Source organism: Herbiconiux sp. J20-20, from assembly GCF_057365085.1.
Genome location: NZ_CP195122.1, coordinates 2489722 through 2505702 on the forward strand (window position 1 = coordinate 2489722; position 15981 = coordinate 2505702).

The 15981-nt window shown below is 71.0% G+C and carries 13 protein-coding genes and 1 other RNA gene; 12 read left to right on the forward strand and 2 right to left on the reverse strand.

Annotation, left to right across the window (positions count from 1 at the left end; genetic code table 11):
• Positions 1 to 18 precede the first annotated feature (18 nt).
• Positions 19 to 1041 (reverse strand): LuxR C-terminal-related transcriptional regulator, encoded by a 1023-nt coding sequence (locus ACR3ZA_RS12095; protein ID WP_473662191.1) that lies wholly within the window; start codon positions 1039 to 1041, stop codon positions 19 to 21.
• A gap of 85 nt (positions 1042 to 1126) precedes the next feature.
• On the opposite strand from ACR3ZA_RS12095, the gene ACR3ZA_RS12100 reads away from it, so the two are divergent.
• The 6 genes from ACR3ZA_RS12100 (at position 1127) to smpB (ending at position 9747) form a co-directional block, all read left to right on the forward strand.
• On the forward strand, positions 1127 to 2728 hold the full coding sequence (locus ACR3ZA_RS12100; protein ID WP_473662192.1) for a trypsin-like peptidase domain-containing protein: 1602 nt from the start codon (positions 1127 to 1129) through the stop codon (positions 2726 to 2728).
• 114 nt (positions 2729 to 2842) lie between these two features.
• A complete protein-coding gene (locus tag ACR3ZA_RS12105) occupies positions 2843 to 5623 on the forward strand; it encodes a BTAD domain-containing putative transcriptional regulator (protein ID WP_473662193.1) in 2781 nt (926 codons plus the stop codon).
• A 63-nt stretch (positions 5624 to 5686) separates the two neighbouring features.
• A complete protein-coding gene (locus ACR3ZA_RS12110) occupies positions 5687 to 7003 on the forward strand; it encodes an OmpL47-type beta-barrel domain-containing protein (RefSeq protein ID WP_473662194.1) in 1317 nt (438 codons plus the stop codon).
• Between the two features lie 97 nt (positions 7004 to 7100).
• Positions 7101 to 8252 (forward strand): cell division ATP-binding protein FtsE, encoded by a 1152-nt coding sequence (gene ftsE / locus ACR3ZA_RS12115; protein WP_473662195.1) that lies wholly within the window; start codon positions 7101 to 7103, stop codon positions 8250 to 8252.
• The gene (gene ftsX, locus ACR3ZA_RS12120; protein ID WP_473662196.1) at positions 8249 to 9163 is read left to right on the forward strand and encodes a permease-like cell division protein FtsX; all 915 of its coding nucleotides are present in this window, start codon (positions 8249 to 8251) and stop codon (positions 9161 to 9163) included. Before ftsE ends, ftsX begins: the two co-directional genes overlap by 4 nt.
• A gap of 107 nt (positions 9164 to 9270) precedes the next feature.
• Positions 9271 to 9747, forward strand: coding sequence for an SsrA-binding protein SmpB (gene smpB, locus ACR3ZA_RS12125; protein ID WP_473555663.1), 477 nt, complete (start codon positions 9271 to 9273; stop codon positions 9745 to 9747).
• Between the two features lie 12 nt (positions 9748 to 9759).
• Here the strand turns inward: smpB and ACR3ZA_RS12130 are convergent, their stop codons facing one another.
• Positions 9760 to 10431 (reverse strand): SIMPL domain-containing protein, encoded by a 672-nt coding sequence (locus tag ACR3ZA_RS12130; RefSeq protein WP_473662197.1) that lies wholly within the window; start codon positions 10429 to 10431, stop codon positions 9760 to 9762.
• Between the two features lie 58 nt (positions 10432 to 10489).
• Between ACR3ZA_RS12130 and ACR3ZA_RS12135 the strand changes: the two genes are divergently transcribed.
• The 6 genes from ACR3ZA_RS12135 (at position 10490) to ACR3ZA_RS12160 (ending at position 15972) form a co-directional block, all read left to right on the forward strand.
• A complete protein-coding gene (locus ACR3ZA_RS12135) occupies positions 10490 to 10879 on the forward strand; it encodes a Rid family hydrolase (protein WP_473662198.1) in 390 nt (129 codons plus the stop codon).
• Between the two features lie 154 nt (positions 10880 to 11033).
• Positions 11034 to 11405, forward strand: a transfer-messenger RNA (tmRNA) gene (ssrA, locus tag ACR3ZA_RS12140).
• Positions 11406 to 11611: 206 nt separating this feature from the next.
• Complete coding sequence (locus ACR3ZA_RS12145) at positions 11612 to 11983, forward strand: VOC family protein (RefSeq protein WP_473662199.1); 372 nt, start codon at positions 11612 to 11614, stop codon at positions 11981 to 11983.
• A 185-nt stretch (positions 11984 to 12168) separates the two neighbouring features.
• Positions 12169 to 12954 carry a DeoR family transcriptional regulator gene (locus ACR3ZA_RS12150; protein ID WP_473662200.1) on the forward strand — a complete coding sequence of 262 codons (786 nt, stop codon included), beginning with the start codon at positions 12169 to 12171 and terminating at the stop codon, positions 12952 to 12954.
• On the forward strand, positions 12951 to 13895 hold the full coding sequence (locus ACR3ZA_RS12155; protein ID WP_473662201.1) for a hexose kinase: 945 nt from the start codon (positions 12951 to 12953) through the stop codon (positions 13893 to 13895). The genes ACR3ZA_RS12150 and ACR3ZA_RS12155 overlap by 4 nt, the downstream gene beginning before the upstream one ends.
• 46 nt (positions 13896 to 13941) lie before the next feature.
• A complete protein-coding gene (locus ACR3ZA_RS12160) occupies positions 13942 to 15972 on the forward strand; it encodes a fructose-specific PTS transporter subunit EIIC (RefSeq protein ID WP_473662202.1) in 2031 nt (676 codons plus the stop codon).
• Positions 15973 to 15981 lie beyond the last annotated feature (9 nt).

A 15981-nucleotide genomic window follows, 5' to 3' on the forward strand; every position in this document is an offset into this window, starting at 1 on the left:
CGGCGGAGGCGTTTCGCCTCAGCCGAGCAGCGCTCCGACCAGGTCTCGTCGGCTGCGATGCCCCGACTTCTCGAACACCGCCTTCAGGTGATCCTGCACGGTGTACGGCGAGAGCGAGAGCCGCCCGGCGATCTCGCGCGTCGACGCGCCCTCGAGCACCAGATCGACCACTTCGCGCTCCCGCCGGGTGAGCCCTAGCGTGCCGAGGTGCAGGGCGGCGGCATCCCGGCCGCGCACCGGCTCGATGTCGACCACCACGGCGGGCGGGGCCGTGCCGTCGCGCTCCATCACGGTGGCGCGCACGCGCACCCAGCCCGCCACGGTCGAGGGGATGCGCAGCTCGCCCACGCCGTGCGTGCGGGCCGCCGTCACCGCCGTCACCACCGGAACCGGGACGGGGCGCGTGCCGCTCGGATCCAGCGCCGCAAGCCAGGCGCGGGCCTCGGCCGACCGTGCCACGAGACGATTCGCCGCATCGACGATCACGATGGCGTGCGCCGCCTGGATGCCCGCCGACGTGCGGGGCCCGGCGCACAGTCCGCGGGTGAGCAAGGGCGCGATCTGGCGCGCGAACTCGGCGACCGACTCGTCGAAGTCGCGCGCTCCGACGGTGCGGAACAGCGACAGTCCGCCGACCAGGCGCTCGCCGTCGACGGCCGCCACCCGGATTTCGTGCGCGATCGACAGCCGCGGCGCCAAGAACTCGTCGAAGCGCGGATTGCGGCGGGGGTCGCCGTGCGTCTCCTCGCCGAGCACCGCGACCGGGTCGGCGCGGCGCGCCAGCTCGGCGAAGGTGCCCGGCGCCGGGGTGACGTACTCGTAGCGGGCGAAATCCGGGTAGCTGTCGTCCGGCAGCTCGCGCTTCACCGAGCCGGAGATCAGCCCCGTGTCGCGGTCCATCGGGGCGATCACGGCCGCATCGAAGCCGACACCGCGGCCGAGCGTCTCGAGCGCCTCCTCGGCGAAGGCATCCCAGGGCAGGTGAGCGCGCGAGAGCCGGTCGAGCCGGTCTCGTGTCGCCGTGGCCGCAGTGCTCCGCATGAGCACCAGTATGGAACGTAATCGGCGTGTTAACGACGAAAATTCGCCACTGTCCCGGGCTGCCGCGCTCCGTAGCGTCACGCTCATGACTGCACGTTTTTCCGTTGAGACCGAGGCGCAGACCTCGGCACTGTCCCGCGGCCGGCGCTCGCCGGTGCGCACCCGCTCGCGCGCCTCGCGCGCGGTGGCCCTCGTCGCGATTCCCGCGACGCTCACCCTCTCCTCCTGTCTTCCGATCTCCCTCGGAGGGACCCACGATGACGGCACGGTCGATTTCGACGGCGTGCAGTCAGCCACCATCCAGATCGAGGCCGTCGGAACGTTCGTTGATCCCTCCGAGGGGGGCTACGAGGCCGCAGGTCGCGGCTCGGGCTTTGTCATCGACGAGTCCGGCATCGCCGTCACCAACAACCACGTCGTAGTCGGCGCGGGCACCCTCAAGGTGTGGCTCGGCGGCGACACCGGAACGACGCTCAACGCCAAGGTGCTGGGCTCGTCCGAATGCCTCGATCTGGCGGTGATCGACCTCCAGGACGCCGGATACCCCTACATGGGCTGGCGCAGCGAAGAGATCTCGACCGCCATCGACGTCTACGCTGCCGGCTTCCCGCTCGGCGACCCGACGTTCACCATGACGCGGGGCATCGTCTCGAAGGCCGAGACGGCCGGCGAGACCCCGTGGGCGAGTCTCGACCGCGTCATCGAGCACGACGCGCGCATCCGCGGCGGCAACTCCGGGGGCCCGCTCGTCGACCAGAACGGTCGCGTGGTCGGCGTCAACTATGCGGGCAACGACCAGCACGACCTCAACCTGGCCATCCACCGCGACGAGGTGCTGTCGGTGCTCGACCAGCTCGCCGCCGGCGAAGACGTGCTGAGCCTCGGCATCAACGCCACGGCGCTCATGGGTGAGGACGGCACCGGTCTCGGTGTCTGGGTCAGCTCGGTCAAGTCGGGGTCTGCGGCCGACGCCGCGGGCATCCTGCCCGGCGACCTGCTGACCCGCATGGAGGGTGTCACGCTCGCCGCCGACGGCACGCTCAGCGACTACTGCGATGTGCTGCGCACCCACGGTCAGGATGCCACGCTCACCATCGAGCTGTACCGGCCGAGCGAGGGCATCTACTACCGAGGCAAGGTCAACGACGACTCCGAAGTGACCGCCGTGACGGTGCTCGGCAACGACGGCGGCACCGGGGGCGGCGCGGCGAGCGGAGAGTACATCTCGGTCGTCGACGACACCCAGTCGCTCATCGTCGAGGTGCCCGCGAGCTGGAGCCAGTCCGACGGTTCGGTGTGGACCGACGGCAACGGCTTCCGTTACGCGCACATCGAGGCGAGCCCGGATCTGGCCGCCTACGCGACCACCTGGAACGTGCCCGGGGTCTCGATGTACGCCTCCGCGGAGGCGTACGGCAAGGTGACGCCGAAAGACCTCATGAAGGTGATGTCGGACGCGCTGCCCGGCGAGGGCTGCGAGCTCCTGGAGTCGGACAGCTACGAGGACGGCTGGCACACCGGCGGCTACACCTACTGGGACGGCTGCGGCGGCAAGGCCGCCGCGCTGGTCGTCACCGCGGATGCCCCGGAGGGCGGGTACGTGATCATGGTCGCCGTCCAGGCGAACACGGAGGCGGACCTCGCGGCGATCGACCGCATCCTGGGAAGCTTCTACGCACAGTTCTGAGCTGCGAGAGGCCGTCGGGCGCGAGCGCATGGGGACGCTCGCGCCCGACGTGTGCGCCCAAGATCCCAGGAATCTGGGAGTGACCTTCCGTGTTTCTCGTCTTAAGGTTCGAGCGTGTCTGACCCGACTGTGCCGCGCGCGACGATCTCGTTCCTTCCGGAGCTGACGATCGTCGTCGGGGGGCGCCGAGAGCTGATTCGCGGAGAGATCCCGCGCGCGATCGCGGCGCGGCTCGCGCTGACCCCCGGCGTCACCGTGACGACTGACGGGCTCATCGCCGCGCTCTGGGAGTCCCCGCCGGAGACCGCCGCGGTGTCGGTGCGGGTGGGGATCTCGAAGCTGCGCAGCACCCCGCTCGGCGCGGTGCTGACCGGCGGCCGCGGCGGCTATCGGCTCGAGCTCGCGCCCGACGAGGTCGACCTGGTGCGCTGCGAGCGAGCCCTGGCCGAGCGCTCCGGCGGCGACCGCCTCGACGCGCTGGAAGAGTTCGCGCGGTGCGCCGATGCGGACCTGCTGGAGGGCCTTGCCGACCGGCCGTTCGCCGTCGACGCGCGCGCGAACTGGGCACGGCTGAGGCGCTCCGCGCTCGAAGAGCTCGCCGACGTGCGCGTGCAGGGTGCGCGATTCGACGAGGCGCTCGCCGTGCTCGATCGGCTCTGCGCCGAGTTCCCGCTCGATGAGCGACCCACCGAGCTGCGGGCGCGCGCGCTCGCCGGCTCCGGGCGCGTGGCCGACGCACTCGAAGCCCTGGACGGACTTCGCTCCCGGATGCGCGAGCACCTGGGCCTCGAGCCCTCGGCCGCGATCAGCGAACTGCGCGAGAGCATCATTCGACAGCTCCCCAACGTGGTCGCCCCGGCCGAGCCCGCCCAGGAGGTGGAGCGGCACGGGGTGCCGACACCCTTGACGCAGTTCATCGGGCGGGAGGCCGAGCTGCGCGCCATCGACGAGGCGCGGGAGGAATCCCGAGTGATCACGATCGTCGGGCCCGGCGGCGTCGGAAAGACCCGCCTGGCGATCGAGAGCGCGCGTCGGGCCACCACCTCGATCGACCGGGCGCAGTGGATGGTCGACCTCGCCGCCCTCGGTGCCGGCGACTCCCCGGTGCGCGCGATCGCCGAACGCCTCGCGGTCACCGAGTCGACGACCGAGGCGATCGCGCGACGGCTCGACGGACGCCGCGTGATGCTCGTGCTCGACAACGCCGAGCACCTGCTCGCCGAGGTGCGCCCGCTGGTGCGCGAACTCGTCGAATCCACGACCGGGCTCCGCCTGGTTGTCACCAGTCGCGAAGCGCTCAAGATCCCCGGCGAACGGGTCGTCACGGTCGCGCCGATGCTCGATGACCGGCTGGGGGACGCGATCCGGCTGTTCCGCGCCCGAGCGCGCGACGTGCGACCCGACCTCGACTGGGACGCGCAGCAGGACGAGATCGAGAGGTTGTGCACCGTGCTCGACGGCGTGCCGCTCGCCCTCGAGCTCGCGGCCGCCCAGCTCGATGTGCTCGACCTCGACGAGGTGGCCCGTGCGGTGGTCGACGGCGCCGAAGCGCCCGGGCTGCCGGCCCGGCACGCCAACCTCACCGACACCATTCGGGCCAGCGTCGACCTGCTGTCGCCGCCGGAGCGCTCGATGCTGGCGCAGCTGGCGCGGTTCGCGGGCACGTTCCGGCTCGACGACGCCGTCGGCGTGTGCCAGCTCGACGACGGCGCCGAGGGCGCGGTGGCGCGCCGCCTGGTGCAGAAGTCCCTGCTCTCACCCGCCGATCACGCGCTCGTGGGTCGCCGCTACCGCGTGCTCGAATCGGTGAAGGCCTACGCCCGAGCGCAGGTCGACGGCGGGAGCGCCGCGGCCTGGTCGGCCCGGCACCGCGCCTGGTTCGCCGAGTTCGCCGAGTCGCTGGCGCCCCTGCTTCGCAGCCACGAAGCACGCAGCGCCCGCGCCGCGCTGGACCTCGCGACGCCGGACCTCCGCCTCGCGCTCGACGGCGCGATCGAGGCAGGCGACCGCGAGAGCGCACTGCGCATCGCCGGAGCGCAGACCCACTACTGGATGGCTCGCGGGATGCTGCGCGACGGCTATGCCGCGCTGGAGCGCGCGCGAGCGGTGAGCGGGAGCGCGGCACCCGCGGTCGAGGCGATCGCCGTCACCGGGGTCGCCCTGCTGGCCTATCAGGCGGGCGACCCGGTGGCCGCGACCCGGTACCTGCAGGAGGGCCTGCCGATCCTGGAGGATGCCGGCGATCTCAGTCGGCTCGCGATCCTCCGCGCCTACGGCGCCTACGCCGCCAGCCTGTTCGGCGACCCTGGGGACGTCGCGCCGATGATGGACGGCGCGCTCGCGCTGCTGCCCGAGGTCGAGCCGTGGGCGGTCGCCGAGGTCACGCTGTGCCAGGGGCAGACCCTCCGGACCCTCGGTCAGCCCGCCCTCGCGCTCGAGCGGCTCGCCGAGGCGCGCGAACGCGCGATGCTGATCGGCTACGCGTGGGCGGCGATGAGCGCACGCTACGTCGCCGGCAAGGTGCTCGTCGACGTGCGCCGCGGCCGGGACGCGGTCGAACTGCTGGTGCCCGGTGCGCGACGAGCGCTCGCCGACGAGGATCCGACCAGCGTGCTCGCGCTGATGCATCTCGTCGGCGGGGCGAGCGCGCTCCTCGATCGACAGCGCGACGGCGCCGTGATCTTCGGCGCCGTCGACGCGCTCGGCCAGCGCTTCGGCTACCACCCGGTGCGCACGGAAGGCCCCGACACTCAGGCTCACCGCGACCGCGTCCAGGCGGCGCTCACCCCGGCCGAGTGGCGCGCGGCGCTGAGAGAAGGATCCCGGCTCGACTTCGACGGGCTGTTCGCGGTCGGCGAGAGCCTGCTTTCCGCTCGATCGCGCTCGGCCGCGTAAACCGAACGTAAGCGGTGCCGCCAGGCTCGAAACCGGCCCCCTGCTCGGTTCGAAGATCTCCCCATGACTGTCTCTTCGAACTCCCGCGCCCTCGCGCGCGTTGCGGGCGCGCTCGCGCTCGGAATCCCCCTGTCCTGTGTTGCCGCCACCGGCGCCCTCGCCGAGGTCGACGCCGAGCCCGACACCCAGCCCCCCGTCACCACGTTCAACCGGGCGACCCCGCCGCCGAGCGGCTGGTATCGAACCGCGACGCAGGTGCGGCTGTACGCCACCGATGCCGGAGGCTCCGGCGTCGCCTGGATCTCCTACCAGAAGAACGACGGCGCGATCATCCAGGCCGAGACCCACGACCTCACGGTGACCGTCGCCGAGGACGGCGTCACCGTCTACACCGTCTGGGCCATCGACCGCGCTGGCAACGTCGAAGAACGCAGCAGCTACACCATGCGCGTCGACCGGGTGCTGCCCGAGATCCGCATCGACGCTCCGACCACGGTGCGCCAGGGCTCCCTCGCCCTGTTCAAGGTCAGCTGCGACGACGCGCACTCGGGTATCGCCGCCTGCGACTCGAACATCGCCGACGGCACCCCGCTGCCGACGAACGACGTGGGCGTGCACACGGTGACCGTCTCCGCCGTCGACGTGGCCGGCAACACCCGCACGATCGACTTCGAGTACGAGGTGCTCGCCGACGTCGAGGCGCCCGCGATGTCGCTCTACATCTCGGAGCCTCGGCCCAGCGGCTGGTACACCTCCGCCGTGGACGCGATCGTGCGCGCGAGCGACGAGAGCGGCATCGCGTCGGTGCACTGGGCGAAGAGCGGCGCCGACAACGGCAGCGGCGGGGTCGCCGGGGTGGACGCGACGCCGCTGCAGGTGAATGGCGACGGCGTGACCACCGTCACGTACTGGGCGTACGACGCCTTCGGCAACCGCAGCGCCGACGCCGAAACGGTCATCCGGATCGACACCGTCGCACCGCAGATCGATCCGGGTGCGCTCGGACTGGCCGCGGGCATCCCCGAGTTCGAACGCGGCGCGCGCGTCGAACTTGCCGGGATGTGCAGCGACGCCACCTCGGGCATCGCCGAGTGCGGAATCGACGGCGGCTCGCACACCCACCTCGACACGGATCGCGTCGGCGAGCACCACGTCCTGCTGGTGGCGACCGACGTCGCCGGGCTCCGCACCGAGCTCGAGTACAGCTACGTCGTGACGGCGGAGCCGGTCGAGAACCCGGGCGGCACGCCGACCGGGAAGCCGACGACACCGGCGCTGGCGGCCACCGGCGTCGACCCGGCGGGCGCTCTCCTCGTCGGCGGGCTGCTCGCCGGCGCGGGCCTCGCCCTCGGGGAGGCGCGCCGACGACTGCGGGGCTGACCCGGGAGGGGAAGGTGCGGGGCCGAAGGCTGTGAGTCCGGCCCCGCACCGTGTCGTTCGCGGCATCCGTTCGCCCCGTCCTTAGGCTCAAGACGCCATGATCCGATTTGACCAGGTCACCAAGTCGTACTCCGGTACCGCCAGGCCCGCCCTCAACAACCTGAGCCTCGAAGTGCAGGGCGGGGAGTTCGTCTTCCTGGTCGGAGCATCGGGCTCCGGCAAGTCCAGCTTCCTGCGCCTCGTGCTGAAAGAGGAGCGGCCCACCAAGGGCAACATCTACGTGCTCGGGCAGCACCTCAACACGCTCGCCAGCCGCAAGGTGCCGTTCTTCCGGCGCAACCTCGGCGTCGTGTTCCAGGACTTCCGCCTCCTGCCGCAGAAGACGGTGTTCGACAACGTCGCCTTCAGCCTGCAGGTGATCGGCAAGAGCAAGGGGTTCATCCAGGAGGCCGTGCCGGATGTGCTCAGGCTGGTCGGCCTCGCCGGCAAGCAGGGCCGCTACCCGCATGAGCTCTCCGGCGGTGAGCAGCAGCGCGTCGCCATCGCCCGCGCGATCGTGAACAAGCCGTCGATCCTGCTCGCCGACGAGCCGACCGGAAACCTCGACCCGGCCACCAGCGCCGGAATCATGAGCCTGCTGTCGACGATCAACGCCAACGGCACCACCGTCCTGATGGCCACTCACGACGTCGGCATCGTCGACCAGATGCGCCGCCGCGTGATCGAGCTGGTCGGAGGCCAGGTCGTGCGCGACGAGCGCTCCGGCGGCTACCAGACGCAGGCGACGCCGGTCGCGCGCGCGGCCGCTGCGACTCCCTCCGCGTCGGCCGCGGCCGCGACCCCGGCCGCCTCGCGTCCCGCCGCCCCGCCCGCCGCCCCGCCCGCCTCGCGTCCCGCCACCGTGCCCGCCACCTCCGGCCCGGCCACCCCCGCCGCCGCGCCCGCCACGCCCGCCACCGCGCCCGCCGCGTCCGGCCCGGCCACCCCGCCCCGCGACGAAATGCAGGAAAAGCGGGGGGCGGCCCCCGCATCCGCGGGTCAGGGGAACGCGAAACCGGCCGGATCTCCTGCATTTGGTGACGGAGCGACGGGGGAGCGGGACCGTGAGGACGGGGCGGATGCGGCTCCGGCCTCGCGCGCACCGGAGGAGGCCGATCCGCTGCGATCCGCGCCGCCGTTGATTCCCTCGCCGCCGCCGAGCGACCCCGGCGGACCGCCGCCGCTGAATGAGCCGGAGGTCCGTCGGTGAACTTCGGACTGATCATGTCGGAGGTCGGCCAGGGCTTCCGGCGGAACCTCTCGATGGTGGTGTCGGTGATCCTGGTCACCTTCATCTCGCTGACCTTCTTTGGGGCCGCGATCCTGCTGCAGATGCAGATCGGCGAGCTCAAGGGGTACTGGTACGACCGCGCCGAGGTGGCCGTGTACCTCTGCACCGAGATCTCTCCGGTGCCCGGCTGCAACGCGAGCGACGCCAGCCCCGAACAGGTTGAGGCGGTGCGCGCCGAGCTGGAGGGCGCAACGCTCGCGCCGTACATCGAGCGCGTCGAGTTCGAGACCAAGCAGCAGGCCTACGACAACTTCGTCGCGCAGTGGGAGGGCACCGCCTTCGCCGACATCGCCGACCCCGAGTTCTTCGGCGAGACGTTCTACGTCAACATGGTCGACCCCGACCAGGCCGAGATCATCGTCGACCAGCTGAGCGGCACGCCCGGCGTCGAGAACGTCGAAGACCAGCGCGCCGTGCTGGAGCCGATCTTCGCGATGATGAACGCCGCCTCCTACACCGCGATCGGAATCGCTGCGCTCATGCTCGTCGCCGCGGTGCTCCTGATCGCGACCACGATCCGGCTGAGCGCCTTCTCGCGCCGCCGAGAGCTCGGCATCATGCGGCTGGTCGGCGCCTCCAACCGGTTCATCGAGACCCCGTTCGTGCTGGAAGGCGTGCTCGCCGCCGCGATCGGCGCGGTGCTCGCCGGCGGGGCCATCACCGCGATCGTGCACTTCTTCGTCGGCGGATACCTCGCCGCCTCGTTCCCGACGACCAGCTTCGTCGGGATCGAGGATGCGCTGCTGGTCGCTCCCATCCTGCTGGCGGTCGGCGGCCTGCTCGCCGCGATGTCGGCCAGCTTCGCGATTCGCCGCTACCTCAAGATCTGATCCGCTGGTCCGAGGAACCGTTCGGGGGCGCATCCGCTCGGGTATGCTGAACGGCTGGCCGGTGCGCGTGCGCCGGTCGACGCCGATCCGCGAGAGGAGTGACGATCATGGCGAAGGAACGCGGTAGCAAGGTCGTCGCGACCAACCGCAAGGCGCGGCACGACTACCTCATCGAAGACACCTATGAGGCGGGCCTGGTGCTCACCGGCACCGAGGTGAAGTCGCTGCGCGAGGGGCGAGCGAGCCTCGTGGACGGCTACGCCTTCATCGAGAAGGGGGAGGCCTGGCTCGACGCCGTGCACATCCCCGAGTACACCGAGGGCACCTGGAACAACCACTCGCCGCGGCGCAAGCGCAAGCTGCTGCTGCACAAGGCGCAGATCATCAAGATCTCGCACAAGACCAAAGAGGGCGGCTACACGCTCGTTCCGCTGCAGATCTACTTCAGCGACGGTCGGGCCAAGGTCGAGATCGCGGTCGCGAAGGGCAAGCGCGAGTACGACAAGCGTCAGACGCTGCGCGAACGGCAGGACAAGCGCGAGGCCGACCGTGCCATCTCGAGCCGGCGGCACCTCGGCGAGTAGGCCGGCTGCCCGCTAGGCGCGCGCGACGAAACGCGCGTCGACCGCGGCGCTCAGCTCGATGTCGCGCGGGGTGAAGGCGAGTTCGCCCCCGGCATCCTTCATCGCGCGCAGAGATGCCACCTCGATCATGCTGTCGGCGGCGCCCCCGGGCTGATCGCCGAGCATGCCCGGGTCGGCGAGTGCCACCGGGGCGAGGTTGCCGAGTCCGAGTGCCGCCGCGAAGGCCTGCGCGCGCTCGAGCGCGTCGGCGACGGCACCGCGGCGCACCTCGACGAGGGCGGCCCTCTCGCGCGCCTCCGAGAGTCCCCAGGTGATGCCGTCGACGTTCACCCCGTCGGTCGTGGCGAGGTGCTCGACCCAGCGCGCGAGCACTTCGTTGTCGACGAAGGTCGCGCTGACCTGCAGCTGCGCGTGGAACACGGCGGGCAGCTGGCGGCCCTGCTCGTTCCACGGGCGCTGCGACCACACTCGCGCGCGCTCGGCAGACCACCGGGTGACCGGGCCCTGCGCGGCGTCGTGCAGGTCGGCCAGTCGGCTCTCGAGCAGCGACGCCGCCGCGCTCGCGCGGGCGAAGACCTGGTCTCGGTCGCGGCCATCGAAGGCCACCGTGGCGGCGACGATTGCATGCTCGGGGCTGAACTCGGCGGTGTGCTCGCCTCGCACCGTGATGATGGTCTCGCTCATGGCGTCATCTTCGCACCTGCGACCGATAATCTGGCCTGCCAGGAGCCTAAGGAGCACCATGTCATCGTCGCGTCAGCTGTTCTCGTCGGGGTCGGTCTGGGAGCCGATCGCGGGCTACTCGCGCGCGGTGCGGGTCGGTCAGCAGGTCTTCATCTCCGGCACGACGGCGAGCTCACCCGAGGGTGCGGTGGGGAAGACCGCGGGGGAGCAGGCGCGCGAGATCCTGACCCGACTCACCGCGGTGCTCGAGCAGGCCGGAGCGCGCCTGGATCACGTGGTGCGCACCCGCATGTACCTCACCTCGGCCGCGGACTTCGATGCGGTCACGCGCGTGCACGGTGAGTTCTTCGGCGACATCCGGCCGGCCTCGACCGCGCTGGTCGTGTCGGCGCTGATTGAGCCGGATCTGCTGGTCGAGATCGAGCTGGACGCGGTCATCCACGACTGATCCGCCGCCCGGTCCTGCGGCATCCCGCGCGCCCCGGGCATGGCGGGGCGCACCGGGGTGTTGTATTCTGGTGTGCTGCGTCGGATTCCGGCGCGGCTTGGCAACTCCACAGCGCGCGACAACGACCCGCCCTCGATGATCGAGGGCGCAGTATGGGGATGATCGGTTTCGACATCGTCTGTGAAGCTGCGAGAAGCGGGCCGAGGATGCGGGGTTATCTCGTTAACGCCCTCCGCAAACCATAGGTGCCAATTCCAAGCGCACCGACTTCGCTCTCGCCGCCTAAGGCAGAGTAAGGAAGTCCGTCAGACCGGGTTCGCCTTCGCCCCGGACCCTGGCGTCATCTAGAGGGCTTGCTGCGTGATTGCGTTTCAGGGTCACGCGGGACTTGCACTGAGACTGGGCTCGTCGATCTAGGTGTCTGTGACAAAGATCGGAGCCGAGCAGAACGTCTCCACAGACTGCGCCCGGAGAAGGCGCAGGTCCTCAGCGATGGACGGGGGTTCAATTCCCCCCATCTCCACCATCGGTTGCTGTCGCGCGCTGTGGGCTTGCTGCCCTCCTCGTCACGGTGTCGTCGCGCGCGAACTCCCAGCCGGTTCCGAGTCCTCCGGCGTACCGTCGGTCTCACTGCGAGGCCCCGACCTCGAGTCACGAGTCACGACTCTCAGCCCCACCCGCGCTCTCGCCGCCGCGTCTCGCACCGATCGAGCGAGAAAAGGATGTGGAGCAATGCTGACTCACCTGCATACGGTTCTGCCCGCGAGCGACCTGTCGCGAGCGCGCGCCTACTATCACGACAAGCTCGGGCTCGACCCGGCGGAAGAGAATGAGGGAATGCTCTCCTACCGCATGGGCGACTCCGCCTTCGACGTGTACGAGACGCCCAACGCGGGCACCGCCCAGAACACCCAGATGTGCTGGGAGACCGAGGATCTGGCCGCCGACATGCGCGAGATGCGCGAGCACGGGGTCATGTTCGAGGACTACGACGCCCCCGGAATGCAAACCGTGAACGGGGTCGCCACGATGGATGACGGAACCATGACGGCCTGGTTCCGCGACAGTGAGGGAAACTTCCTCTGCCTCACGCAGACCGCCTGAGGATCCGGTCCGGGGCGCCGACGATGCCACGCCCCGGCCCGTGACGGGCCGGCTTCCCGAGATTCGGCGGGGAGCCGGTTCCCTGCCCGGGCTCGCGCCGTGAGGCTCATTGCCACAGAGAACAACATTGATCTGTTGTTTTGTGTGGAAACGTGTTGTAATCTGTGGGAACCACGGAGGTCAACATGTACGCAATGGAGCGAAGAGACGCGATCGAGCGCATCCTGCTCACGCACGGTCGTGTGGCCGTCGTCGATCTTGCCGAGCAGTTCGGCGTCGCGACCGAGACCGTTCGACGTGACCTCGACGCGATGGAACGCGACGGCCTCCTGAGCCGTGTGCACGGCGGCGCCGTGAGCAAAGAGCGGTCCGACGTGACCGAGCTGCCCGTCACCGAACGCTCCGAGCAGCACAGTGAAGCCAAGCTGGCGATCGCAGCGCGGGCCCTCGAAGCCCTCCCGGCCGGATTCCGTGGTTCGATCTTTCTCGACGCCGGGACGACCACCGCGGCGATCGCCTCCCTGCTCTCCGCGCGACTCGCGTCGCAGAACTCGACCGCCGAGGTCGTCACACACTCGGTGCTGCTCGCTCCCGTTCTTGCGGGAGCCAGCGGCATCACGCTGACCGTGATCGGCGGACGGATTCGGGGGATCACCGCGGCCGCCGTCGGCGCCTCGACCGTCCAGGCGATCTCCGCCCTCCGCCCCGATGTCGCGTTCGTCGGGGCGAACGGGCTCTCCGCCGAATTCGGACTGAGCACCCCCGACCCCGACGAGGCGGCCGTGAAGGCGGCGATCGTGCGCGCTGCGCGCCGCGTCGTCGTCGTCGCCGACTCCAGCAAGCTCGGCCAAGAGCTGCTGGTGCGTTTCGCCGACCTCGCCGACATCGACGTGCTGGTGACCGATGCGCCGGTCGCCGCGCACCTCGGCGAGGCCCTCGAAAGCGCCGATGTCGAGGTGTGGACGCCGTGATCGTCACCGTCACCGCGAATCCCTCGCTCGATCGCGAGTTTCGACTCGACGCGCCGCTCGTTCCCGGTGCCGTCCAGTCCGCGACCCCCGCGCGCGAAGATGCGGGGGGCAAAGGAATCAACGTCGCGCGCGTCATCGCGGCGGCGGGCGAGGACGTGCTCGCGGTTCTCCCGCTCGCCGTCGACGACCCGTTCGCCTCCGCGCTGGCCGCGACTGGCCTGCGCACTCTCACGGTTCCGGTGCGCGGTCACGCCCGCGCGAACCTGACCGTCACCGACCCGGCGGGCGAGACCACGAAGCTGAACCTTCCCGGCGCGGCGCTGTCGCGCGACGAGCTCACCGCGCTGCTCGACGCCATCGTCGCCGCCGCCGCGGGAGCGACCTGGCTGGTGCTGGCCGGTTCGCTGCCGCCGGGCGCCCCCGACGATTTCTACGTCGACGTGATCCGCGCCGTGCGCGAACGCGGGGGCTCGACCGCCCCGCGGATCGCCGTCGACACCTCGGGTGATGCCCTCGCCGCCGCCGTCGCCGACGGTCACCCCGACCTGATCAAGCCCAACGAGCACGAACTGGCAGAGCTCGTCGGCGCCGAGGCTCCTACCGACGAGCTGGTGGCGGCGGTCGTCCCGATCGCGCGCCGGGTCGTGCCCGCGCGCGTCGCCGCCGCGCTGGTGACGTTGGGCGGCGACGGCGCCGTGCTGGTCGACGGCGACGGGGCCTGGTCGGCCGTGCCGCCGCCGACGCGCGTGGCCAGCACCGTCGGTGCCGGCGACAGCTCGCTCGCGGGCTACCTGCTGGCCGACGTTCGCGGCGCCACGGCGCCGGAGCGCCTCGCGAGCGCGATCCGCTACGGATCTGCGGCGGCCGCGCTGCCCGGAACCCAGCCCCCGAGTCCCGAAGACCTCTCGCCGCACGACATCGCCGTGGCGCCCCTGACCTGACTTGACCTGACCTGCACCACTCACGACACAACCATTGGAGGACACCGTGTCACACACCATCACCCCGGAGCTCGTCACACTCGACGTGCCCCTCGGAGACGACAATGCCGCCGTCATCCGTGCTCTCGCCGCCCGCGTCGTCGCGCAAGGTCGCGCGACCGACGCCGAGGCGCTCTTCGCGGATGCCTGGGCGCGCGAGCAGAAGGACGCCACCGGACTGCCGGGCGGCATCGCCATTCCGCACGCCAAGAGCGCGGCGGTAACCGAACCCTCGCTCGCCTTCGCCCGGCTGACCCCCGGAGTCGACTTCGGCGCCGCCGACGGTCCCGCCGACCTGGTCTTCCTGATCGCGGCACCCGAGGGAGCCGCCGAGACGCACCTCGCGGTGCTCTCGCAGCTCGCTCGGAGTCTCATCCAGGACGAGTTCACCGCAGGCCTGCGCGCCGCCAAGACCGACGACGACGTCGTCGCGCTCGTTCGCGCCGCGATCGGCGAGGACGCCGCGGCACCCGCCGCTGCCGCTCCGGCGAGTGCCGCATCAGCCGCGGCCGGGGAGAACCCGGTTCGCATCGTCGCGGTCACCGCCTGCGCGACCGGAATCGCGCACACCTTCATGGCCGCGGACTCGCTGGTCGCCGCCGGCGAGAAGGCGGGCATCGAGATCTCGGTCGAGCCGCAGGGCTCCAGCGGGTACCAGGCGCTGCCGGCCGACGTGATCGAGAACGCCGACGCGGTGATCTTCGCCGTCGACGTGGATGTGCGCGAACCGCAGCGTTTCGCGGGCAAGCCCGTGATTCGGGCCGGCGTGAAGCGCGGCATCGAGCAGCCGGAGCAGCTCATCGCCGATGCCGTCGCGGCGGCATCGAACCCGTCCGCTCCGCGCGTGAGCGGGGCCGCCTCGACCGAGTCCGGCCCGAGCTCGAACTCCGCGTCGGTGTCCTGGGGGGCACGCATCCAGCGCATCCTGTTGACCGGTGTCAGCTACATGATTCCGTTCGTCGCCGGTGGCGGTCTGCTGATCGCGCTCGGCTTCGCGCTCGGCGGCTACGACGTCACCGACAATGCGGCGAGCGTCATCATCGCGAACTCGCTGTGGGAGCTGCCCGCGGGCGGCCTCGGTCAGTACCTCGGATCCGTGGCGTTCATGATCGGGGCGACCTCGATGGGCTTCCTCGTCTCGGCGCTCGCCGGGTACATCGCCTTCGCGATCGCGGACCGACCGGGGATCGCTCCCGGCTTCGTCGCCGGCGCGGTCGCCGTGCTGATGAACGCCGGCTTCATCGGCGGCATCATCGGCGGTCTGCTCGCCGGGTTCATCGCCTGGTGGATCGGCCGCTTCGACGCGCCTCGCTGGCTGCGCGGTCTCATGCCCGTCGTGATCATCCCGCTGCTGGCCTCGATCGCGGCCTCCGGTCTCATGGTGCTCTTCCTGGGCCGCCCGATCGCGACGTTCATGACCTTCCTCACGGACGGCCTCACGACGCTCGCCGGCACCTCCGGCATCGTCGTCGTCGGCGTCATCCTCGGACTGATGATGGCCTTCGACCTCGGTGGTCCGGTCAACAAGGTGGCCTACGCCTTCGCGACCGCCGGGCTTGCCACCGCCTCCACGAGCGACATCCAGGCTGTTCCGTTCCTGATCATGGCCGCCGTCATGTCGGCGGGCATGGTGCCGCCGCTCGCGATGGCGCTCGCGTCGACGATCCTGGCGCGCACCTCGTTCACCCCCGTCGAGCGCGAGAACGGCAAGGCCGCCTGGCTGCTGGGCGCCTCCTTCATCAGTGAGGGAGCGATTCCGTTCGCGGCGGCCGACCCGCTGCGCGTGATCCCCGCGTCGATGGTCGGCGGAGCCGTCACCGGCGGCCTCAGCATGGCGTTCGGCGTCTCGTCGCTCGCACCGCACGGCGGAATCTTCGTCTGGTTCGCGATCAACCCGTTCTGGGGCTTCCTGGCCTCGATCGCGGTCGGAACGGTGATCGCCGCGCTGCTGGTCCTCGCCCTCAAGAAGTGGGCCCGTCGGGCGCCGCAGACCGAGACCGAGACCGAGCCCGCGCCGCCCGTCGGCGTCGCCGCCTGATCCGCCACC

What these genes read in the sequence shown, in the direction of transcription:
- ftsE (WP_473662195.1), top strand. Translation starts at nt 7,101, where the DNA reads ATGATCCGATTTGACCAGGTCACCAAGTCGTACTCCGGTACCGCCAGG.
- ACR3ZA_RS12100 (WP_473662192.1), top strand. Translation starts at nt 1,127, where the DNA reads ATGACTGCACGTTTTTCCGTTGAGACCGAGGCGCAGACCTCGGCACTG.
- ACR3ZA_RS12150 (WP_473662200.1), top strand. Translation starts at nt 12,169, where the DNA reads ATGTACGCAATGGAGCGAAGAGACGCGATCGAGCGCATCCTGCTCACG.
- ACR3ZA_RS12145 (WP_473662199.1), top strand. Translation starts at nt 11,612, where the DNA reads ATGCTGACTCACCTGCATACGGTTCTGCCCGCGAGCGACCTGTCGCGA.
- ACR3ZA_RS12135 (WP_473662198.1), top strand. Translation starts at nt 10,490, where the DNA reads ATGTCATCGTCGCGTCAGCTGTTCTCGTCGGGGTCGGTCTGGGAGCCG.
- ACR3ZA_RS12130 (WP_473662197.1), bottom strand. Translation starts at nt 10,431, where the DNA reads ATGAGCGAGACCATCATCACGGTGCGAGGCGAGCACACCGCCGAGTTC.
- ACR3ZA_RS12110 (WP_473662194.1), top strand. Translation starts at nt 5,687, where the DNA reads ATGACTGTCTCTTCGAACTCCCGCGCCCTCGCGCGCGTTGCGGGCGCG.
- ACR3ZA_RS12095 (WP_473662191.1), bottom strand. Translation starts at nt 1,041, where the DNA reads ATGCGGAGCACTGCGGCCACGGCGACACGAGACCGGCTCGACCGGCTC.
- smpB (WP_473555663.1), top strand. Translation starts at nt 9,271, where the DNA reads ATGGCGAAGGAACGCGGTAGCAAGGTCGTCGCGACCAACCGCAAGGCG.